Source organism: Sphingopyxis sp. JAI108 (assembly GCF_013410105.1).
Taxonomy (GTDB): domain Bacteria; phylum Pseudomonadota; class Alphaproteobacteria; order Sphingomonadales; family Sphingomonadaceae; genus Sphingopyxis; species Sphingopyxis chilensis.
In genome coordinates, this window is the sequence record NZ_JACCCJ010000002.1 from 599,043 (window position 1) to 620,611 (window position 21,569).

The 21,569-nt window shown below is 64.8% G+C and carries 21 protein-coding genes; 6 read left to right on the plus strand and 15 right to left on the minus strand.

What is annotated here, in order from left to right; translation table 11 throughout:
• Positions 1 to 31: 31 nt before the first annotated feature.
• From HDC29_RS13785 to HDC29_RS13830, 10 genes are all read right to left on the minus strand, one after another.
• Positions 32 to 1,051: a phytase gene (locus tag HDC29_RS13785; protein ID WP_179498423.1), complete on the minus strand. Its 1,020-nt coding sequence runs from the start codon at positions 1,049 to 1,051 to the stop codon at positions 32 to 34.
• A 12-nt stretch (positions 1,052 to 1,063) separates the two neighbouring features.
• Positions 1,064 to 2,512, minus strand: coding sequence for a fibronectin type III domain-containing protein (locus HDC29_RS13790; protein ID WP_373562807.1), 1,449 nt, complete (start codon positions 2,510 to 2,512; stop codon positions 1,064 to 1,066).
• On the minus strand, positions 2,476 to 5,319 hold the full coding sequence (locus HDC29_RS13795; protein WP_179498424.1) for a TonB-dependent receptor: 2,844 nt from the start codon (positions 5,317 to 5,319) through the stop codon (positions 2,476 to 2,478). The genes HDC29_RS13790 and HDC29_RS13795 overlap by 37 nt, the downstream gene beginning before the upstream one ends.
• A 386-nt stretch (positions 5,320 to 5,705) precedes the next feature.
• Positions 5,706 to 7,484 (minus strand): heparinase II/III family protein, encoded by a 1,779-nt coding sequence (locus tag HDC29_RS13800; RefSeq protein WP_257018281.1) that lies wholly within the window; start codon positions 7,482 to 7,484, stop codon positions 5,706 to 5,708.
• Between the two features lie 3 nt (positions 7,485 to 7,487).
• Positions 7,488 to 8,159, minus strand: coding sequence for a ribulose-phosphate 3-epimerase (gene rpe / locus HDC29_RS13805; RefSeq protein WP_179498425.1), 672 nt, complete (start codon positions 8,157 to 8,159; stop codon positions 7,488 to 7,490).
• 86 nt (positions 8,160 to 8,245) lie between these two features.
• Positions 8,246 to 8,488 (minus strand): hypothetical protein, encoded by a 243-nt coding sequence (locus HDC29_RS13810; RefSeq protein ID WP_179498428.1) that lies wholly within the window; start codon positions 8,486 to 8,488, stop codon positions 8,246 to 8,248.
• Position 8,489: 1 nt separating this feature from the next.
• On the minus strand, positions 8,490 to 8,693 hold the full coding sequence (locus HDC29_RS13815) for a toxin-antitoxin system HicB family antitoxin (RefSeq protein WP_179498948.1): 204 nt from the start codon (positions 8,691 to 8,693) through the stop codon (positions 8,490 to 8,492).
• A 9-nt stretch (positions 8,694 to 8,702) separates the two neighbouring features.
• A complete protein-coding gene (locus HDC29_RS13820; protein ID WP_179498430.1) occupies positions 8,703 to 9,608 on the minus strand; it encodes an SPFH domain-containing protein in 906 nt (301 codons plus the stop codon).
• Between the two features lie 184 nt (positions 9,609 to 9,792).
• Complete coding sequence (locus tag HDC29_RS13825) at positions 9,793 to 11,988, minus strand: M3 family metallopeptidase (protein WP_179498432.1); 2,196 nt, start codon at positions 11,986 to 11,988, stop codon at positions 9,793 to 9,795.
• A gap of 86 nt (positions 11,989 to 12,074) precedes the next feature.
• Positions 12,075 to 12,944 carry an SMP-30/gluconolactonase/LRE family protein gene (locus HDC29_RS13830; RefSeq protein ID WP_179498434.1) on the minus strand — a complete coding sequence of 290 codons (870 nt, stop codon included), beginning with the start codon at positions 12,942 to 12,944 and terminating at the stop codon, positions 12,075 to 12,077.
• Between the two features lie 266 nt (positions 12,945 to 13,210).
• Here HDC29_RS13830 and HDC29_RS13835 point away from each other — a divergent pair, with 266 nt between their 5' ends.
• The 4 genes from HDC29_RS13835 (at position 13,211) to HDC29_RS13850 (ending at position 16,909) form a co-directional block, all read left to right on the plus strand.
• The gene (locus HDC29_RS13835; RefSeq protein WP_179498436.1) at positions 13,211 to 14,365 is read left to right on the plus strand and encodes an acyl-CoA dehydrogenase family protein; all 1,155 of its coding nucleotides are present in this window, start codon (positions 13,211 to 13,213) and stop codon (positions 14,363 to 14,365) included.
• A 33-nt stretch (positions 14,366 to 14,398) separates the two neighbouring features.
• Positions 14,399 to 15,568 carry an acetyl-CoA C-acetyltransferase gene (locus tag HDC29_RS13840; protein WP_179498439.1) on the plus strand — a complete coding sequence of 390 codons (1,170 nt, stop codon included), beginning with the start codon at positions 14,399 to 14,401 and terminating at the stop codon, positions 15,566 to 15,568.
• A 119-nt stretch (positions 15,569 to 15,687) separates the two neighbouring features.
• The gene (locus HDC29_RS13845; RefSeq protein WP_179498441.1) at positions 15,688 to 16,470 is read left to right on the plus strand and encodes an SDR family NAD(P)-dependent oxidoreductase; all 783 of its coding nucleotides are present in this window, start codon (positions 15,688 to 15,690) and stop codon (positions 16,468 to 16,470) included.
• 1 nt (position 16,471) lies between these two features.
• Positions 16,472 to 16,909, plus strand: coding sequence for a thioesterase family protein (locus HDC29_RS13850; RefSeq protein WP_179498443.1), 438 nt, complete (start codon positions 16,472 to 16,474; stop codon positions 16,907 to 16,909).
• Positions 16,910 to 17,008: 99 nt separating this feature from the next.
• Here the strand turns inward: HDC29_RS13850 and gmk are convergent, their stop codons facing one another.
• Entirely contained in the window at positions 17,009 to 17,671 is a 663-nt protein-coding gene (gmk, locus tag HDC29_RS13855) for a guanylate kinase (protein WP_179498445.1), read from the minus strand.
• Positions 17,672 to 17,721: 50 nt separating this feature from the next.
• Here gmk and HDC29_RS13860 point away from each other — a divergent pair, with 50 nt between their 5' ends.
• Positions 17,722 to 18,288 (plus strand): DUF2585 domain-containing protein, encoded by a 567-nt coding sequence (locus tag HDC29_RS13860; RefSeq protein ID WP_179498447.1) that lies wholly within the window; start codon positions 17,722 to 17,724, stop codon positions 18,286 to 18,288.
• Here the strand turns inward: HDC29_RS13860 and HDC29_RS13865 are convergent.
• From HDC29_RS13865 to HDC29_RS13880, 4 genes are read right to left on the minus strand one after another with little or no spacing between them, the layout of a single operon-like run.
• Positions 18,285 to 18,653: a hypothetical protein gene (locus HDC29_RS13865; protein WP_257018282.1), complete on the minus strand. Its 369-nt coding sequence runs from the start codon at positions 18,651 to 18,653 to the stop codon at positions 18,285 to 18,287. The genes HDC29_RS13860 and HDC29_RS13865 overlap by 4 nt on opposite strands.
• Before the next feature lie 52 nt (positions 18,654 to 18,705).
• Entirely contained in the window at positions 18,706 to 20,100 is a 1,395-nt protein-coding gene (gene fumC / locus HDC29_RS13870; protein ID WP_179498451.1) for a class II fumarate hydratase, read from the minus strand.
• Positions 20,097 to 20,411 (minus strand): hypothetical protein, encoded by a 315-nt coding sequence (locus tag HDC29_RS13875; RefSeq protein ID WP_179498453.1) that lies wholly within the window; start codon positions 20,409 to 20,411, stop codon positions 20,097 to 20,099. Before HDC29_RS13875 ends, fumC begins: the two co-directional genes overlap by 4 nt.
• A gap of 1 nt (position 20,412) precedes the next feature.
• On the minus strand, positions 20,413 to 20,895 hold the full coding sequence (locus HDC29_RS13880; protein ID WP_179498455.1) for an SspB family protein: 483 nt from the start codon (positions 20,893 to 20,895) through the stop codon (positions 20,413 to 20,415).
• Positions 20,896 to 20,981: 86 nt separating this feature from the next.
• Between HDC29_RS13880 and hisB the strand changes: the two genes are divergently transcribed.
• Positions 20,982 to 21,569, plus strand: coding sequence for an imidazoleglycerol-phosphate dehydratase HisB (gene hisB, locus HDC29_RS13885; RefSeq protein WP_179498457.1), 588 nt, complete (start codon positions 20,982 to 20,984; stop codon positions 21,567 to 21,569).

A 21,569-nucleotide genomic window follows, 5' to 3' on the forward strand; every position in this document is an offset into this window, starting at 1 on the left:
CGCCGTCCGGATCGCAACCCTTCGGCCCTTTTTAGAGCCCCAGCGCCGCCGCGATCTGGTCCCAGCGTACCAGTTTGAAATTCTGCGCCAGCGCGCCGTTGTCGCCATCCTGCGCGAGGAAGATGCCATCGGGAAAGGCGGGACCGAAATTGCCCGCGACCGCTTCGATCCCGTCGGTTTCTTTCGTCGCGCCGAATGCGCCCGCCGCGACCGCGAAGCGGCCGACATATTCGACGCCCGGCAGGCGGAACACCGCATAGGCATTGTCGCCCTGGCTCGACGCGAGCAGGTAGCGCTGGCCCTTGTAGTCGATCGTTGCGAGCCCTTCGACGTCGGCGACGAGGCGCTGGTTGTCGACCGGCGCGACCATCCGCGCGGTCGCGGTCTTGCCGTCCGGTTTCAGCTCCCAGATGCCGCCGACTTCCTCGCCGACATAAAGCGTGTCGCCGTCGAAGACGCAGCCTTCAGACTGGGTCGGGATCTTGTGTTCCCATTGGACCGTGAAGGTCGGAGTGCCGTCGATGCCGACCGTGCCGACGCGCACCGTGCCGTCCTTGACGATCAGCGCCGCGGTGATCGGCTGACCCGGCGCGCTTTTCTTGAGGCAGAGGCCATAGGCTTCGCCCGCCCCTGCAGGCGCGCGGCCGAGAGCGGTGATCGCGGGGGTTGCGGCATCAAGGCGAAAGACCGCGAGCGCGGCGCTCATCTCGTCGTTGCGGTCGCTGGCGACGATGATGTCGCCCGCGACGTCGACATTGTTGACGAGGCCTGCCTGCGTGAAGGCAATGTCCTTGCCAGCAAGGTCATAGACGTGCAGCCCCGCCTTCTTGTCTGTCGCGACGATCAACGCGCGGTTCGGGTTGGCGGGATCGATCCAGATCGCCGGGTCGTCGGCGGCGTCGGCGCGGTTCGTACCGACCGGCTGCGTCTCGCCGCTCGCGGTCACCTGGACCGGCGGCAGGCCGCGGATCGCTGGCGCGCTCGCAGCGCAACCGGCAAGGCTCGCGGCGAGCGCCGCGAGGCTGAGCAATTTGGTCGTCCGGATCATCATATCCCCCTTATCCTATTTGCCGCGCGCGACACAGCGGCCGCCGTCGGGGCCGGTTTCGCCCGAACAGGTGCGCGCCGCGATCGTCGGCTCGGCTATTTCGTGAAGCCGATTGCCCGCCGCCGTCCGTTCCAGATCGAAGCCGTCATAAAGCCTGCCCGATGCCGTGTAAGTGCGGAATTTCAATCGCTGCGGCTCGACATCGACGATCTGGTACACCTCGGTCGCTTCGGCGATCTTGTCGGGCTGGCTGCCCGCGCGGTCGTTGAGCCGGTACATTTTCGACCCCGTCACCGACACGAGATACACCGGCCCCTGCACGCTGCCGTCGGCGCGCGCCTTTGCGCTCGCTTCGCGGCCGGCTTCGGATGTCAGCCGGCTATAGCAATGGTCGTGGCCCTGCAGCACCAGGTCGACCTTGCGCTTTTCGAACACCGGCTTCCACGCCGCCTTGATTTCGCTGGTGTCGTTAGGCCGTGCACAGGTGAAGACCGGCTGGTGGAACAGTACGACGTTCCAGTTCGCCTTCGACGACGCGAGCGCCTCGTCGAGCCAGTCGGTCTGCGCCTTCATCGTCCCGAGGTTGATCGCCGAGGTCCCGTCGAGCACGATGAAGCGCACGCCCTGATAATCGGTGTAATAGGTCGTCGCCTTCGCTGGCGCGGCGCCGTTGGCGGGCAGCGCGAATTGCGCGGGCCAATAGGGGCCGAGCTTGTAGACTTCGCTGCCGTCGGGCTGCACCACGTCGACATATTCGTGATTGCCCGTCGCAGGGACCTGCGGGACGATCGCGTAATTATAGCCGCCCGCCTGGTTCCACTCACCCCATTCGTCGTCATGGTCGAGATCGTCGCGCTGGCTGACGAGGTCGCCGGCATGGACGGTCAGGCGGATGCCGCCATGCGCGTGGAACGCCTGTCGGATCACCCGGCTGGCATAGGTCAATATGCCGTTCTGGACGTCGCCGAGATAGAGGAAGCGAAAGGGCTTCGCTTCGGCGGCCGCGGTGCGGAACTGATGCCATTCGCTCCAGCCCGCCGCGCCCTTGACGCGGTAGGCATAGACGGTGCCGGGCGCGAGGCCCGTGAAGCGCACCTGATGATAGAGCGACGGGCCATAGCTGCTGCCCACCGGCATCGCGATACCGGTGATCAGCTGCGCCTTTTCCTCGAGCGTCGGCCCATCGACCGACACCGCGAGCTGGGCCTGGGACTCGGCCTGCGCGGTGTCGGTGCGATAGGCGACCGCCATCTCGCGCGCCGGGTCAGCCCCGGGCGTGAGGACGATGCGGTCGGGAAGATTTTTGGGCGCATAGGGAAGGCCCGGCGAACGCGGGATCGGTCCACCCTCTTCCCCGGCGTGCGCGGCGAGCGTGACTGAAAGGGCCAGCCCTGCCGCCAGCGGCAGCAGGGCGATCCGGCAACGCATCAGAACTTCACCCGCGCGCCGAATTTCATCGTCCACTTATATTGCTCGAACTGGAGCAGGTTCTGGCGGGCGCCGACATTGTTGTAGGCATAATATTTGGCGTTGTTGATGTTCACCCATTCATAGAAGACCTGAACCTGCTTGGTGACATCATATTTGGCCGACAGGTCGAGCTGGAAATGATTGTCGATGATGCGGTCTTCGGCCGCCGTATCGCCCAGCTCGTCGAGATATTTCGAGCGATAGGTGCCCGCGAGGCGGAGCGAGACCGGGCCTTTTTCGTAGCCGAGCGCGGCGTTGAACGTGTGTTTGGCGGCGGCGGGCAGGGTAATCTTGCGCAGGTCGGTGATATCGCCGTCGGTCGGCACGGTGCCGGTCGCGTCGGTATAGGTGTAGTTGGCGTTCACCAGGAACCCGTCGAGCGGCGAAGGCAGGAAGCGCAGCGCCTGCGTATAGCTCAGTTCGACGCCCCAGATTTCGGCGCTGTCGCCGTTGATCGGGATCGTCGCCTCGTCGAATGCAATGCCATTATATTCGCCCGCATCCTCCAGATTGGTATCGACGATGAAATTCTTGATGTTCTTGTAGAAGACACCCGCCGACAGTGCGCCGTTGTTCGGCAGATAATATTCGACCCCGGCGTCGAAATTCCACGATTCATAGGGCTTGAGATCGGGGTTGCCGAACTCGCCCTCGCGCTCGTTGTCGTCATTCTGCTCGATCGTGAAGCGCGGCGCGAGCTTTGACAGTTTCGGGCGGACGAGGCTTTTCGAGGTTGCGGCGCGCAGGACGAGATTTTGTTGCGGCTCCCAGCGGATCGTCAGGCTCGGCAGCCAGTCGCCATAGCTGCGCTTGAACTGGTTCGGCACGCTGATGACGGTGTCGTCATCGGCTTCCGATCCGTCGGGCAGTTCGCCGCCTTCCTCGATCAGCGTCACCGTATTCGCGCGAATATCGTTCTTGGTGTGCTCGTACCGCACGCCGCCGATGACGCGCAGCGTGTCGCTGTCCCAGCGGCCGAGCAAATAGCCCGCGGCCACATCCTCGCTCACCGAATAATCCTCGACGCTCGAATCGAACAGCGAATCGAGTTCGTTGAGTTCAAAGCCGTCGCGGTTGGCGTTGAAGAAGGCGCGCACGCTCTTTTTGTCGGGAACGGGCGAAATGTCGGTGAGGCGATAGGTCTGGGTGCCAACGAAGTCGGCGAGTGTCAGCCCGTCCATCTCCCAATATTGCGTTTCGAGGTTGTAGCTCTTGTCGCGCCAGCGGCCCTTGGCGCCGGCCTGGACGGTGAAGGTGCCATTGCTCATCGCAAATTCGCGGGCGAGGTCGAGCTTTGCGCCCCATTCCTCGTCGCGCGAGTCCGACAGGTCGGTGACCTGGATGCTGTCGAGTTCATAGGCATCGGGGTCGGAGAAGTCGGCGATCGCGCCGGCATCGCCGCCGACCGTGTAGAGCGGCCGGCGCGGGTCGGCGAAATCGAGCCCGAGCAGCAGGCCATTGTCTTCAAAGCTCTGTTCGAAGTTGGCGGGGTCGATCGACCCGTTCTCGCGCTCGGTCGACTTGGCATAGCTGACCGAATATTTCGCATGCCAGCCGTCGCTGTCGGTCTCGCCACCCAGCGTGAGGCTGCGGATGCGTTGACGCTCGAAGCGGTCCTTCAATGAACGCTGGACCTGGAGCTCGCCGTCGGTGTCGCTGTAGATCAGGTCGGCGCCGTCGCCGGTCACCTCGCCCGCGTCCTCGAGCTTGAGGCTCGTTTCGCGGCGATATTCCTGGTCGTCGAACTGGCTGTAGATGCCGCGCGCATAGAGCTTGGTCGACGAACCCAGGCGGAAGTCGAGGTTGAGGTTCGCCGAGAGACGCTTCCGTTCGACGTCATAGTCGCGATAATTGACCTCTTCGGTCGTGATCTGGCCGTCGTCCTCGTTCCAGCCGTCGGCTTCGACATTGTCGGTTTCGAACTTGCGCTGATAATAGGAAATGCCGCCCGACACGCCGAAATTGTCCGATACGCGCTGCGCGAAATCGATGCTGCCTTTCGGCGTCAGCTTTTCCGAATAGTCGTTATAGCTGCCCTCGATCTTCGCGGTCAGCAAATTCTTGCGGCGTTCGAACGCGCTCGTCGTGTGGATCTCGATCGAGGCGCCGATCGTGTCGGCGTCCATGTCGGGGGTCAGCGATTTCTTGACCTCGATCGATTCGATGCTGTCGCTGCTAATCACATCGAGCGCGACCGAGCGGACGTCGCTTTCGGGGGCGGGCAGGCGCACGCCGTTGACCGAGGTGGCGTTGAGTTCGGGGTCAAGACCGCGCACCGAGACGAAGCGGCCTTCGCCCTGATCGTTCAGGATGTTGACGCCGGGCAGGCGGCGCAGTGCTTCGGCGACATTCTGGTCGGGGAACTGGCCGACCGCGTCGCGGGTCAGCACGCTTTCGACGCCGTCGGCGGCCTTCTGCCGCGACAGCGCGCTCGCCTGGTTCGCCGACTGGCCGATGACGAGGATGCTGTCGTCGGTGCCGAGAATGACCTTTGCGGTCACATTGCCGCTTTCGGGAACGGTGATCGTCTGCGTGCGCGTCTCAGCACCGACATAGCGCGCTTCGAGGGTATAGGTGCCGGGCGGAACGTCGGCGAAGCGGAAGCTGCCGTCGCGGTCGGCTTCGGCGACGCGGCCCAACTCGACGATGCGCAGCTGCGCGCCCTGCAGCGCCCGGGTGTCGGTCGCGTCGGTCACGCTGCCGGTGACGTCGCCGGCGAAGGCGGGCGCGGGGAGGGCGGCTGCGAGCGAGAGGCAGGTGCCGAGCAGGATGCGCGAACGGACGGTGCGAAGCTTGTTCATGGAGATCCCCCGAGGAATGAGAAGATCGCCGGTTCCTATTGGTTCCCGGCGAGTCGAGGGCGCACTGGCAGGGCTCTATGACCGCTGTGTTACGCGGCTGTCACACTATTGAAACAGAAGGAAAGCGGTGTCGCGCAAGCCTGTGGAATTGCGGCGATGTGACGGCGGAGAAAATTCGTCGATCGGTCATTTGAGATGTCAGCATCGTCCGGTTGCGAAGGATCGCGGACGTGCCGCCTCCCAACCCCGTCGGCATCGAGCGAAGTCGAGATGCCCCTTGGGCTGGGCGCCACGTCGAGGTGTGTCTCGACTTCGCTAGACACGAACGGAGAGAGAGGAATGGCTGGAAACCAACCCCACCCTGCCGCTCGGCGACGGCACACCCGTCAACCGATATGCTTGAAGATCCACCCCACGCTGAGGCCGCCCGCGGGTGCGTTGCCGGTGACGACGAGCTGCTCGGTCGGGTGCGGGCGGCCTTCGCCGTCGACCCACAGGCTCTGCTCGATTTCGAGCGCGCCTTCCGAGGTGCGGAATTGCCACAGCGGGCCGCCGCCGACGCGGAGCAGCGCGCCCAATTTGTCGGCGGTCAGGCTGGCGGAGATATGCGGGCCGAGGTGAAAGCGTAGCGTAAAGCCCTTGTCGCCCTTGCGCCGCGTGCGCGGGGCGGGGAGCAGCATGTCCTCGCCGCGGAGCTCGCGTCCGTTCGGCGACAGGATCAGCAGGCGGCGATGGATCAGCCCGTGGCGCCGCGCATAGCCGTCGTGGCTCATCTCGACGCGGCTGCCCTGCGGGGTCTCGCGGCGGTCGAGCTCGACTTCCGTGACACCCTTGCCGAGCGAGCCGTTGGGCAGGATCGCGGTCGAATTGCTGTCGCCGAGCGTCAGCGTCGAATGCGCCGCGGTAGTGCGCAGCCCGCGCGCGAGATCGGCGGGGATTGTCGCGCCGGTCAGCGCCGCGCCGCCGCAATTGACGACGATGCGCTCGTCGCCGTCGCTGAGTTCGAAGGCGAGCGTCGAGGCGCAGCCGGCCTCGGTCACGCGAGCGATCGGCGGCGGCGCCGCATCGGCAAGCAGCACGACCTTGTTCGCGACGAGGCGCTGATACCCCCAGTCGCGCGCCTGTTTGAGCGGGCGGGTGCGAACCCCGCTCGCGTTCACGATCGCCTGGATCGTCGCGGCCGGCGTCGCCCCGCTACCCTGCCAGTTGCCCATGCCGCCATCGCTGTGGGTGAGGCCAAGCAGCGCGGGGACCGCGCGTGCCAGCACCTCCTGCACGAAAGGCGGCACTTCGATGCGGCGCATGTCGTATATTTTCGCGAGCATCGACAGCGCCATGATCGCGTCGAGCTGCGCCTGCGGCGACCGCGAGATATTGCCGCCGTCGGCGTAAAAGCTCGTTTCGAGAACCTTGCGCAGCCCTGCCTCGCCGAATACCTGCCGCGGCTCGCCGCCGGGCATCAGCAGCGACGCGGCGACGATGCCGACCCACGCGACCATCTGCCCCGTGCCCGGCCGTGTCTTGTCGGCGACGCGGTCGAGGTGGCGCGCCGCGCGCGCGAGATGGTTGAGCACCGCTGAGCGATAGACGAGGTCGCTCGACGACAGGATCAGCGGCGCGTGCGCGGCCCAGAAGAGGATGCGCCACGCGCTATTGTCGGCCTTCCACGCGGGTTCGCTCACCGTTTCGCCGTGGGTGCCGAGCCAGTGGCGGACAACCGCTTCGGCGATCGGCGCGCCATCGGCGCGCGTGCCTGTCGCGGCGAGATCGCGCAGCCAGCCGAAGCTGTGAAGATAGTCGGCGAAGGTCGGCGCCACATTCAGCGCCGCAAAGTCGAGCTCGCCGAGCGGCAGCTTCAATCCGCGGTGCAGGAAATGGCCGGCGCGGATTGCGGTGCCCGCGCGCGTGTCGCCCGGTACCGGGTCGGCCGGCACCCCGAGCAGCTTGAGCGGGAAACGCCCTTTGAGGCGAAAGGCGTGGAGCGGCGTGCGCCAAGTCAGCCGCGTGATCGCGTTGGCGACACGGTCGCCGAGCGAGAGGCCCTTGTCGGCGGGCAGGCGGATCAGCCGCTTGCCGGGCTCGATCGTGTCGTCAGGGGAAGTGGCGTCGGCGCCGGGGTCGAGCGGCGGGTCGACGGGGGCGGAAGTCAGCGGTCTCCCCTCCATCGATCAGGCTCCGCGCAGCCGCCGGATATTGTCGGCATAGGCGTCCGGCCCGCCCTTGAAGGTCGCGGTGCCCGCCACCAGCACGTCGGCACCGGCGTCGATCGCGAGCGGCGCGGTCCCGGCATCGATCCCGCCATCGACTTCCAGCCGGATGTCGCGGCCCGATTTCTCGATCATCTTTTTGACCGCCTCGATTTTGCGAAGCTGGCTCGAAATGAAGCTCTGGCCGCCGAAGCCCGGGTTGACGCTCATGATCAGCACCAGGTCGATGTCGTCGATCAGATAATCGAGCATCTTCGCCGGGGTCGCGGGATTGAGCGACACGCCGGCCTGCTTGCCGAGCGATTTGATGTGCTGGACGGTGCGGTGGATGTGCGGCCCCGCCTCGGGGTGGACGGTGATGATGTCGGCGCCCGCCGCGGCAAAGGCGTCGAGGAAATGGTCGACCGGCGAAATCATCAGATGGACGTCGAAGGGCAGGGTCGAATGCGGGCGCAGCGCCTTTACCACCGCCGGGCCGATCGTCAGATTGGGGACATAATGGCCGTCCATGACGTCGATATGGACCCAGTCGGCGCCCGCGCTCTCGATCGCGCGCACTTCCTCGCCCAGCTTCGCGAAATCGGCGCTCAGGATCGAAGGGGCGATGCGGACGGGAGTGGTGGAGCCGGTCATGGACCGGCCTTAACCATGTAGCGAGTCGGGAGCAAGCGGGCCCGAGGCGCTATCGACAGCTATCCCCAATAAAAGTGGCGCTGCGTCTATCGCCAGCGCCAGCCGCTCTTGGTTTTGGCGCGATAGATCGGCATCGGCGCGAGCGCCGCGAGCACGGCCACGATGGTCAGCATTACGGGCCGGTCGCGAAACAGCATGATCACGCCGGTGATCAGCGTGACGTGCAGGGCCATCAACGCCCAGCCCTGCCAGGCGATCGGCAGCCCCGTGCCATAGCCGTGGCTCTTGGCGCGGAACCATGGGCGATTGTCGAACAAAAGATGTAGCATCTCAGCTCTCCTCCTTCGGCGGGCGGCCCCGTTTCGGGGCTTGCGATTGTTTGACCCTTACGCCGCGCCGCTCCAGCGCCTCGCGTAGCAAGACCTCAATCTCTGCGTTGGCGCTGCGCAATTCGGCCGCTGCCATCCGCTCGATCTCGGCGTAGAGCGCCGGATCGAGACGGAGGGCGAAGGCTTTCTTGGCGGATGCAGCCATCATTCCAGCTCAGTAAAGCGATCCGGCGTTCACGACCGGCTGCGTGTCGCGCTCGCTGCACAGCACGACCATCAGGTTCGATACCATCGCGGCGCGACGCTCGTCGTCGAGATCGACGACATTCTTGGCGCTGAGCTGCTCCAATGCCATTTCGACCATGCCGACCGCGCCTTCGACCAGCTTCTTGCGCGCCGAGATCACCGCCTCGGCCTGCTGGCGGCGAAGCATCGCGCCGGCGATTTCCTGCGCGTAGGCCAGGTGCGTCAGGCCGCATTCGTCGACGGTTATCCCGGCGACCGACAGTCGTTCGATCAATGCCTTGCGCAGCTCGACCCCGACCTCGTCGTGATTGCCGCGCAGCGTGATTTCCTGATGCTCGATATCGTCATAGGGATAGCGCGAGCCGATCGAGCGCACCGCCGCCTCGATCTGCGCCATCACGAATTCCTTGTAATCGTCGACGTCGAACAGCGCCTGCGCGGTGTCGGTGACGCGCCACACGACCTGCGCCGCCATCTCGATCGGGTTGCCGCGCAGGTCGTTGACCTTGATCTTGTCGGAAATCACGTTGTTCGCGCGCACCGCGATCTTCTTGCGCGTCAGCCACGGCAGCACCCAGCGCAGCCCGCTTTCGCGGTCGGTGCCCTTGTAGCTGCCGAACAGCTGGATAGCCGCCGCCTCATTCGGGTTGATCAGGTAGAAACCGCACAGGATGACGGTGCCGGCGATACCGCTCGCGACGACAAGGCCCCACTTCCAGTTCCAGTCGACGTCGCCGCCGAGATTGGTCGCCGCCGCCCAGATGGCGACGCCAAACAAAAGCAGCCAGACCAACAGCATCACATAGCCGCTGGCTGTCGCCGCGCGGACCTCTCTCGTCGGGGTCAAGCCCGCCGCACCACTCGAATCGCTCATAATGCCCTCCGATATAATTATGATATCATATTTATATCGAACTCGGCGGCGGTCAAGCGGAATCGGAAGAATCGGCGCCGATACGGCTTTGGGGCGTCTCGGCTCGCTCTATGCACACGTGTGGGGTGGCCGAAATAACAAAGGGGGCCGAAGCCCCCTTTGCGAAATAGCGTTTCCGGCCGCCCTATTCGGTAGGAAAACCCCGCTTTTCGAGCAGCGCCTTGACGTCGGGATCGCGGCCGCGGAAGGCGCGATAGGCCTCGGCGCGGTCGGTTTCGTTGCCGGTCATCAGCAATATGGTGCGGAACTTGTCGGCGACGCTGCGGTCCCACGGGCCGCCAGCTTCGGTGAAGGCCGCCCAGGTGTCGGCGTCCATCGTTTCCGACCAGAGGTAGGAGTAATAGCCCGCCGAATAGGCGTCGGAGCTGAACAGATGGCCGAACTGCGGCAGGCGGTGCCGCATGACGATCTCCTTCGGCATCCCGATTTCCGCCAGCGTCTCGCGTTCGAACCGGTCGACGTCGGTCGGCGGCGCCTTGCGGTCGTGCAGCTTCATGTCGACGATCGCGCTCGCCAGATATTCGACCGTGTCGAACCCCTGGTTGAACTTGTTCGACGCGAGGATCTTGTCGACCAGCGCTTGCGGCATCGGTTCGCCCGTCTTGTAGTGCGTCGCATATTTCGACAGCACTTCGGGGGTCATCAGCCAATTCTCGTTTACCTGGCTCGGATATTCGACGAAGTCGCGCGGCACCCCGGCGAGCGCGGGATAATTGACCTGCTGGAGCAGGTAATGGATGCCGTGGCCGAATTCGTGGAACAAGGTGGTCGCATCGTCGAGGCTGATCAGCGTCGGCTCGCCCTTGGCGGCTTCGGTGAAATTATTGTTGTTCGACGCGAGCACATTGCGTTCGCCGCCCAGCGTCTGCTGGCTGCGATAGGTCGTCATCCACGCACCCGAGCGCTTCCCATCACGCGCGAAATTGTCGAGGTAGAAGACGCCGACATTCTCGTTCGTCTTGAGATTATAGACCTCGAAGGTGCGGACCTTGGGGTCGAAAACGGGGATGGTGCCGGTGTTTTCGCGGAAACCGAGGTCGTAGAGCTGCCCCGCCGCCCAGAACATGCCCTGCGTCAGCTTGTCGAGCTGGAGATAGGGCTTCACCTCGCTCTCATCGAGGTCGTATTTGTCCTTGCGGACCTTCTCGGCATAGAAGCGATAGTCCCACGGCTCGATCGTGATCTTCGGCCCCTTGCCGGCTTTGGCCTCCTGATCGGCGATCGCCTGCATGTCGGCGACCTCCTCCTTCACGCGGGCGACCGCGGCAGGCCACACCTTCATCATCAGGCCCATCGCGGCTTCGGGGGTCTTCGCCATCGTGTCGGCCATGCGGTAATGCGCGTGCGTCGGGAAGCCGAGCAACTCGGCGCGCTGCTGGCGCAGCTTCAATATCTCGGCAATGGTCGCATTGGTGTCGTTCGCGTCGCCATTGTCGCCGCGGCTGACGAACGCCTTGTAAACGCGTTCGCGAAGCGCGCGGTTGGTCGCGCCCTGCAGCACTGGCTGCGCCGACGAGCGGGTGTTCTTGATCGCCCACTGGCCGGGCTTGCCATTGGCTTCGGCCGCTGCGGCGAGCGAGGCGACGAAGCTCGGCTCGAGGCCCGCCAGCTCATCCTTGTCGGTGACGAAGGTATAAAGCTTTTCGTCGCCGAGCAGCTTCGAAGAAAAGGCCGAAAACAGCCCTTCGAGCTTCGAGTTCATTTCGACGAGCTTCGTCTTGTCGGCCGGCGACAGATTGGCGCCGTCGCGCACCATTTCGTCATAGCTGCGCTCGACGATGCGAATCTGCTGCGCGTCGAGACCGCTCGAATGGCGCTTGTCGTAAACCGCCTTGTAGCGCGCGAAGAGCTTCGGATCGAGGAACAGCTCGGTATAGAAGGTGGTGAGCTTCGGGCTCCATTCGGCGTCGATATCCTCGACGCGGTCGTTCGACTTGTTCGAGGTCTGCACGCCCCACATCGCGAAGACGCGCTCCATCGTCTCGCCCGCTAGCATCATCGGGACATGGGTATTCTCGAAGGTCGGCGCTTCGGGGTTGTCGATGACCGCCTGCACCTGCGCCCTGGTTTCCGCCATGCCCTTGGTAAAGGCGTCGGGGAACAGCTCGGGGTCCATCTTGTCCCACGGCGGCACCCCTTCGAACGGGCCGGTCCAGGGCTGGAGCAGGGGGTTTTCGCCCGCGGGGGCGGTGGCGGCCGGCTTGGCGGCGGCGGTCGGTTCGGCGGCGGTCACGGTCATCTGGCTATAACCCACCATCATCGCGGTGGATGCAAGCAGGATCGACAAAGAACGGGCAAAGGGCTGCGCGGTGCGCGACATCGATAAATCTCCCCGGAGGATAAGGTTTCGGACGAAACCATGTCGGGGGCGGTCTTAACCTTATATGACAGCGGGGTGCAAGACGCCTAGGCGCCAAAACCCGGCTGGATCAGGCCAGGCACATCGACGCGGAAGCTGAAGATCCCGCCGGCGTGCGGCTGCGCCTCGCGCTCCTCGTCGGTCAGATTCTTGCCCGCGCTGGTGACGAAGGCGGTCTGGAGGTCGGGCCCGCCGAAGGCGATCATCGTCGGGCGCTGCACCGGGAGGTTGACCGTCTGGATGAGTTCGCCCGCAGGCGACAGGCGCACGACGCGCCAGCCGTCCCACAGCGCCGACCAGTAACAACCCTCGGCATCGACCGCCGCGCCGTCGGGGCGGCCGTTGCCCTCAGGAAATTCGTGGAACAGTCGCTTGCCGCCAAGCTCGCCGGTCGCGGGATCGACGTCATAGGCGTGGATGCGGTGCGTCGGGGTGTCGGCGTGATAGAAGGTCCCCCCGTCGGGGCTGAACGCCGCGCCATTGCTCGTCATCAGCCCGCCGAAGACTTCGATAAGTGTGCCATCGGGATCGAGCCGATAGAGCGCCGCGTCGCGCCGGGGCTTGTCGGCGGTCAGGCTGCCGACCCACAGTCGCCCGGCACCATCGACGCAGCCGTCGTTGAAGCGCTGGTGCGGCAGGCCCGCGAGCGCCGCCGGACCGAAGGGACGCGGCGCCGCGCCCCATTCGTCGATCAGCGCGCAGCCGTTGCCGAGCGCCGCGACCAGCCCGCCCCCGGCGCGCGGCGCGACGCAGCCGACGGGCTCGTCCAGCTGCATCCATTCGTGCGTGCCGCTCGCGAGATCGAGCCGGTGGATCTGCTGCGCGTCGATATCGACCCAATAGAGGCGGGCTTCGCGGGCATGCCAGCGCGGCGATTCGCCGAGCAGCGCGCCGGCATCGAAGAGGAGGTCTACCATGATGCGGAGCCTAGCGCGCGCCGCAACGGCTGCACAGGGCTGCAAAGCTATTCGTTCGGGGCCGGGGATCATCGGCCCGCCACCGCAAACCTCCGTCACCCCGAATCAAGTCCGGGGGTGACGATGAAGGAAAGAGCGCGGAGGAAAGAGTTTCCCGCCGTAACGTCTTTCTACTTGACGTGCACGTAAACGTAAGGTCTGTTGGCGGGCGAAAAATGCGGCCGACTCCCCGCTCGCGCTCGGCTGCCCCAAGGGAAAGGAACAATATGTCGCTCGATAGCCTCTCGCGCTCCGCCTATACCGAGGATCATGAGGCGTTCCGCGCGACGGTTCGCCAGTTCCTCGAAAAGGAAGTCGCCCCCAACCAGGCGCAATGGGCCGAGGACGGCATCGTGCCGAAAAGTATCTGGCCCAAGGCCGGCGAGCTTGGCCTCCTCTGCCCGACGGTGCCCGAGGAATATGGCGGCCTCGGTCTCGATTTCGGCTACAACGCGATCGTTGACGAAGAAAGCGCCTATTATGGCCGCGTGACCACGGGCTTTTCGCTCCAGTCGGATATCGTCACCAATTATATCACGCGCTACGGCAGCGAAGAGCAGAAAAAGCACTGGCTGCCCAAGATGGTGTCGGGCGAGGTGATCACCGCGATTGCGATGACCGAACCGGGCACCGGCAGCGACCTTCAGGGCATGCGCACGACCGCGAAGAAGGATGGCAATCATTATGTCATCAACGGGTCGAAAACCTATATCACCAACGGCCAGAACGCCGACCTGATCCTGGTGTGCGTCAAGACCGATACCGAGGTCGAGCCGGCGTGGAAGGGCGTGTCGATCGTCCTCATCGAGGCTGATCGCGAAGGGTTCCAACGCGGTCGCAACCTCGACAAGATCGGGCAGGACGAGGCGGATACGTCGGAGCTGTTCTTCAACGACGTCCGCGTGCCGATCACCAATTGCCTCGGCGAAGAGGGGCAGGGCTTCATCTATCTGATGAGCGAGCTTCCCCAAGAGAGGCTTTCGATCGCGGTCAGCGCGCAGGCGTCGGCGCAGCGCGCCTTCGACGACACCGTCGAATATACCCGCGACCGCAAGGCGTTCGGCAAGCCGATCCTCGATTTCCAGAACAGCCGTTTCGTGCTCGCCGACCTCAAGGCCAAATTGCAGGTCGGCTGGGCGCATCTCGACTGGGCATTGGCGCGGCACCTGAAAAAGGAGTTGACCCCCGAAGAGGGCGCGGCGGCGAAGCTGTGGCACACCGAACTTCAGTGGGAGGTCATGGACAAATGTCTCCAGCTCTTCGGCGGTGCGGGCTATATGAACGAATATCCTATCGCCCGCGCCTGGCGCGCCGCGCGCGTGACGCGCATCTTCGGTGGCACGAACGAGATCATGAAGGAACTGATCGGGCGCAAGCTCTGATCGTTTGAAATCGCAGGAAAGGAATTCTCTCCCATGGCTACTGCTTATATCGTCGACACCGTCCGCACCGCGGGCGGCAAGCGCGGCGGCCGCCTCGCCGGCATTCACCCCGTCGACCTCGGCGCCGCAGTGTTCGACGCGATCGCCGACCGCAATGATTTCGACACGTCGAAGATCGACGACGTCATCACCGGCTGTGTGTCGCAGGGCGGGCAGCAGACGATGGACGTCGGCCGCAACGCCGTTCTCGCCTCGAAGCTGCCCGACTCGATCCCCGCAGTGACGATCGACCGTCAGTGCGGGTCGTCGCAGCAGGCGATCCAGTTTGCCGCGCAGGCGGTGATGTCGGGGACGCAGGACATCGTGCTTGCGAGCGGCATCGAAAGCATGACGCGCGTGCCGATGGGCAGCGTCGCGACCTTGTTCATCAAGGAAGGTCTCGGCCATTACAAGTCCGAGCGGCTCGAGGAAAAATATCCCGGCATCATGTTCAGCCAGTTCATGGGCGCCGAGATGATCGTCAAGAAATACGGCCTGACCAAGGACGACCTCGACGCCTATGCGCTCGAAAGCCACCGCCGCGGCAAGGCGGCGACCGAGGCGGGCCATTTCAAGCGCGAGATCGTCGGGGTCGAGATCGACACGCCCGAGGGGCGCCAGACCCACCTCGTCGACGAGGGCATCCGCTTCGACGCGACGCTTGAGGGCATTGCCGGGGTCAAGATCCTGCAGGAAGGCGGCTCGATCACTGCGGCGACCTCAAGCCAGATCTGCGACGGCGCCTCGGCGGCGCTCGTCGTGTCGGAGCAGGCGCTCAAAGATCATGGGCTGACCCCGCGCGCGCGCATCCACCATGTGTCGGTGACCGCAGGCGATCCCGTGATCATGCTCGAGGAACCGCTGTTCGCGACCGAACGCGCGCTCAAGAAAGCGGGGATGAAAATCGGCGATATCGATGCGTACGAAGTCAACGAAGCCTTCGCCCCCGTCCCGCTCGCCTGGCTGCAATATCTCGGCGCAGATCATGCGCGGCTGAACCAGCATGGCGGGGCGATCGCGCTCGGCCACCCGCTCGGCGCCAGCGGCACCAAGCTGATGGCGACTTTGCTCGGCGTGCTCGACGCGACCGGTGGCAAATATGGCTTGCAGACGATGTGCGAGGGCGGCGGCCAGGCCAACGTCACGATCATCGAGCGGCTGTAAATCTTTCCCCCCTCCCGCTTGCGGGAGGGGTCGGGGGAGGGCCTGTAGACTACCGGCGTTCCCCTAACATGCCCCACCCAAACCCTCCGCTGAAGGGGAGGGCTTAAACGGAGAAACCCATGAAACTCGATTCCACCGTATCCGCCGTCGTCACCGGCGGCGCCTCGGGCCTCGGCGCTGCGACCGCGCGCGCGCTCGCCGCGAAGGGCGTCAAGGTCGCGATCTTCGACCTGCAGGAAGAAAAGGGCCTCGCGATCGCGGCCGAACTCGGCGGCATCTTCTGCGAATGCAACGTCACCGACGACGCATCGGTCGACGCCGCCTTCGCCAAGGCGCGCGAAGCGCACGGCCAGGAACGCATCCTCGTCAATTGCGCGGGCACCGGCAACGCGATCAAGACCGCGAGCCGCTCAAAGGAAGACGGCAGCATCAAGCATTTCCCGCTCGATGCGTTCAACTGGATCATCCAGATCAACCTCGTCGGCACCTTCCGCTGCATCGCCAAGTCGGCGGCGGGCATGCTGACGCTCGACCCGATGGAAGACGGCGAGCGCGGCGCGATCGTCAACACCGCGTCGGTCGCGGCCGAGGACGGCCAGATCGGTCAGGCGGCCTATTCGGCGTCGAAGGGCGGCGTCGTCGGCATGACGCTCCCGATCGCGCGCGACCTCGGTAACGAGAATATCCGCGTCAACACGATTCTGCCCGGCATTTTCGACACCCCGCTGCTCGCCGGTGCGCCGCAGAATGTCCGCGATGCGCTGGGCGCGTCGGTGCTCAACCCGAAGCGCCTCGGCAACCCGGTCGAATATGCCAATCTCGCGATGTGCATGATCGAGAATGGCTATTTCAACGGCGAGGACGTCCGCCTCGACGGCGGCATCCGCATGGGCCCGCGCTGATATGCCCAAACCGGAAAGCTGGCGGCTCGTTGCCGCCAGCTACCCCGTCGCAATCGAATTGCAGACGCGTTTTCAGGACATGGACATCAACGGCCACCTCAACAATGTGGCCTTTGCCGCGCTGTTCGAGAGCGGCCGCGTGCTGCTGAACCGGCAGGTGCGCCCATTGGACGAGCGGCCGTCGAACGAGCGGACGATGGTCGCGGCGGTCGAGATCAACTATCTCGCCGAAGGCAATTTCCCCGATCCGGTCGAGATCTCGACGGGAATCGGCCGGCTCGGCACGTCGAGCTGGACGATCGTGCAGGCGATGTTCCAGAACGGCCGCTGCATTGCCACCTGCGATACCGTAGTCGTGTGCCGCACCGATGGTCAGGCGAAGCCGCTCCGCGCCGAAATGGTCGCGGAGCTCGAAGCGAACCTGGTGAAGCCGGCCTGACTTCCGTCATTGCGAGCGAAGCGAAGCAATCCAGCGCAGCCTGATGGGCCCCTGAATTGCCGCCGCGTCGCCTTCGGCTCCTCGCAATGACGAGGCTTATTACAGATTCTTGTCGGCATCCGGCACCGAGCGGATCAGGTCGCGCGCGAAGCCGATCAGCCCGATCTGGCGGCGGCGCTTCAGCCGCTCGGCGCGCAGGATCGCGCAGACCTCATCGAAACAGCCTTCGACATTGTCGTTGATCAGCACATAGTCATAGCCGTCCCAGTGGCTGATCTCGTTCGCGGCGCGTTCCATCCGCGCGGCGATCACCTCGTCGCTGTCGGTGCCCCGCGAGCGCAGGCGGCGTTCGAGTTCTTCCATCGTCGGCGGCAGGACAAAGACGCGCACGACGTCGGGGCCGGCCTCCTGATACAGCTGCTGCGCGCCCTGCCAGTCGATGTCGAACAGCACGTCCTTGCCGGCATCGAGCAATTCGTCGACGCGCGCGCGGGGCGTGCCATAACGGTGTCCAAAGACATGCGCCCATTCGAGGAATTCGCCATCGGCCGCCATCTTCTTGAAGGTTTCGGTGTCGACGAAATGATAATGGACGCCATCGACCTCGCCGGGGCGCGGCGGGCGCGTCGTCGCGGAGATCGAAAGCGCGATATCCTTGTCGGCCTCGAGCATCATTCTCGAGATGGTGGTCTTGCCCGCGCCAGAGGGCGAGGAGAGGACGAACAACACGCCGCGGCGGTTCAGGTGGACGCTTTCAGCCATGGGCGCTAATTGCGCGAGAGACGGGCGCGGTCAAGCAGGAAGGGGTGGCGATGATCCTGGGGGTTTCAAGACGGGGCTGGTTGGTCGCCGCTGGACTTCTCGCGGCCTTCGCCGCGATCCTTTTCGCGATGGGGCGCCCGCCAATCTGCCCGTGCGGCATCGTCAGCCTGTGGCACGGCGTCGTGCAGTCGAACCAGAACAGCCAGCAGGTGTCTGACTGGTACAGCTTCAGTCATGTCATCCACGGCTTTATCTTTTACGGCCTCGGGCGCTGGTTGCTGCCCAACCAGCCGCTCTGGGTCGCACTGGCGCTCGCGATCGGGATCGAGGCGGCGTGGGAAATCCTCGAAAATTCGCCGATCATCATCGACCGCTATCGCGAAGTCACGATGGCCTATGGCTATTCGGGCGATTCGATCCTCAATTCGGTGAGCGATGCACTCTTCATGATGATCGGTTTCCTCGCCGCCAGCCGGATGCGCTGGTGGGTCACGGTGGCGATTGCGATCGCGTTCGAGCTGTTCACCCTATGGGCGATCCGCGACAATCTGACGCTGAACGTGCTGATGCTGGTGTCGCCCGTCGAGGCGATCAAGGAATGGCAGTCCGGCGGCTAGTGGATCGCGCTGCTGCGCCCGTTTCCTTCCAGCGGAATCGCCGGCGGCAGCGCATCGCCCATCGTCTGGCCATCGGTCGGCACGTTCGCCGTTCCGGCATAGGTATCGACCACGCCCGCATTCGCGAGTTCGGGATCAAGCGAATGCGCCGCTTCGGCGGCCTTGCGTGCTTCGGCGCGCTCGGCCCATTTCTTGGTGAGATAGCCCGCTGCCGCCCACGCCGCGAGCGCGGCATAGCGTTGCGGGAACAGGCGCCGCGCCGCGAACAGCGCGCCCGCGCCGATAACGGCCCCGGCGACCGGGTGATTGCCCTTTTGCTTTCCGATGGCGCTGCCGAGCGCCCCGCCGACGATCCTGCCGATCATGCCCATATCTCCTTCCTCCTATCAATCCGCGACGCCGCCTTCGGGTTCCCGTTCAGCCCTCCGGGCCCAGCATCGTGCGCGGATCGATCACGCGGTCGAAGGTCGCGGCATCGACATAGCCGAGGTCGAGCGCGGCTTCCTTTAACGTGCTGCCCGTCTCGTGCGCGTGCTTTGCGATCTTCGCCGCCTTGTCATAGCCGATTTCGGGCGCGAGCGCGGTGACGAGCATCAGCGAGCGGTTCATCAACTCGTCGATGCGGGCAAGATTGGGCGCGATGCCGACGACGCAATGTTCGGTGAAGCCCGCCATGCCGATCGCAAGCAGCTCGATCGAGCGCAGCACGTTCGACCCGATCAGCGGTTTGAACACGTTGAGCTCAAGATGCCCCTGAAGGCCCCCGACCGTCACCGCCTGATGATTGCCGATGACCTGCGCCGCGACCATCGTCAGCATCTCGGACTGCGTCGGATTGACCTTGCCCGGCATGATCGAGCTGCCGGGCTCGTTCGCGGGCAGGTCGAGTTCGCCGAGCCCCGCTCGCGGACCCGATCCGAGCAGTCGGATGTCGTTCGCAATCTTGGTGAGCGCGACCGCGAGCGTATTGAGCGCGCCCGAGAAGAAGACGAGCCCGTCGTTCGACGCCAGCGCCTCGAACTTGTTGGGCGCGGGCTCGAAGGCGATGCCGGTGGCTTTCGACAGTTCCGCCGCCATGGCGACGTCGAAGCCCGCGGGCGCGTTGAGCCCCGTGCCGACCGCGGTTCCGCCCTGCGCGAGCTTGCAGATATTGTGCGCCAGCGCGCCCTCGATCCGCGCCCGGCACGCAAGCAATTGCGTAACATAGCCCGAAAATTCCTGCCCGAGCGTCATCGGGGTCGCGTCCTGCAAATGGGTGCGGCCGATTTTGACGATATCGCCCCACGCCTCGGCCTTCGCAGCGAGCGCGTCGGTCAGGTCGCTCAGCGCGGGGATCAGCCGCGCCGTCGTTTCGACCGCGACCGCGACGTGCAACGCGGTCGGGAAGCTGTCGTTCGACGACTGGCCCATGTTGACATGGTCGTTGGGGTGGACCGGCGACTTGCCGCCGCGCGTCCCCGCGAGTTTCTCGTTCGCGATCCCCGCGATCACCTCGTTCACGTTCATGTTCGACTGGGTGCCGCTGCCCGTCTGCCAGATCGCGAGCGGGAACTGGTCGTCGTAGCGGCCGGCGACGACGGCTTCGGCCGCATCAGCGATAGCGTCTGCCAAGTCGGCGTCGAGCCCGTGAGCGCGGTTCACGCGCGCCGCCGCGCCCTTGATCCGCGCGAGCGCGTGGACGATCGGGATCGGCATGCGTTCGTGGGCCGGGAAAGCGAAATTATGGCGGCTGCGCTCGGTCTGCGCCCCCCAATAGGCGTCGGCCGCAACCTCGATCTCGCCGATGCTGTCGCTTTCGATTCGCGTGCTCATGCCACCAGCATCCTCGTCACCAATATCGCCCCCGCCCAGATCATCGCGACGAGGCCGAGCAATTGCCAATATCCGGTTTCGCCGACGCGGCGGCGCAGCCATGCGGCGGCAAGCCAGACAAGGACGAGCGCCGGGGTCAGCACGAGAAGGCTAAAGCGCAGCAGCCCGTCGGCGACCTGTCCGCGCGCGTAATTGCCCTCGAACAAGGCATAGCCCTCGACGCCCCACCAGAAGGCGCCGGTCAGGACGAGCATTCCCGCGATTGCCCAGAATTGCCAAAAGCGGCTCGGGGGCCAGAGCGGGCCCGTCACGCTACCTCTTCTTGCCGAAATCCACCGTCACGACGTTCGACCCGTCCTCGGTTGTTACCTCGGGGCGGTCGTTGTCGGCCTCGTCATGCGGTTCGGGCTGTGCGGCCTCGTCGTCGCTGACCTGGAATTGCAGCCCGAAATCGACCGACGGATCGACGAAGGCGGTGATCGCGGCGTAGGGAATCGTCAGGATCGACGGCGTCTGGTTGAACGACAGGCCGACGCTGAAATGATCCTCTTCGACCTTCAGGTCCCAGAAGCGGTTCTGCAGCACGATCGTCATTTCGTCCGGGAATTTGGCGATCAGATGCGCCGGAATATCGACCCCGATCGCCTGCGTCTTGAAGGTGATATAGAAATGATGTTCGCCGGGCAGGCTGTCAAAACCTTCGATCTGGCTCAGCACGCGGCCGACCACGGCGCGCAGCGCATCCTGCACGATTTCGTCATAGGGAATCAGGCTGTCGCGAACGTCATCACTCATGCGCGAGGGGATGAACGCGCTCCGCGCACCGGTCAAGGGGGGAGAATCGCCTTGCAACGTGAAAATGAGGCTCTAAGGCGTGCGCCATGCGAACCGCCACCGTCCAGCGCACGACCAAGGAAACGGATATCGCGATCGCCGTCAATCTCGACGGGACGGGCGATTATTCGGTGTCCACCGGCATCGGTTTCCTCGACCATATGGTCGAGCAATTGTCGCGCCATTCGCTGATCGACATTTCGATGCAGGTGAAGGGCGACCTTCACATCGACCAGCACCACACGGTCGAGGATTCGGCGCTCGCGCTCGGCGAAGCTGTCGCCAAGGCGCTCGGCGACAAGCGCGGCATCGCGCGTTACGGCGAGGCGCACGCGCCGATGGACGAAACGCTGACGCGCTGCGTGCTCGACATTTCGGGGCGTCCGCACTGCGTCTATAAATCCTCCTTCTCGCAGCCGCGGCTCGGCGAGATGGACACCGAAATGTTCCCGCACTGGTTCCACAGCTTCGCGCAGGCGGCGGGGATCACGCTGCACATCGAAATGCTGTACGGTGAGAACAACCATCATATCGCCGAAAGCATGTACAAGGCGCTTGCCCGCGCGCTGCGGCAGGCGGTCGAAATCGACCCTCGCAAGGGCGATGCGATACCCAGCACGAAGGGCGTCCTGTAG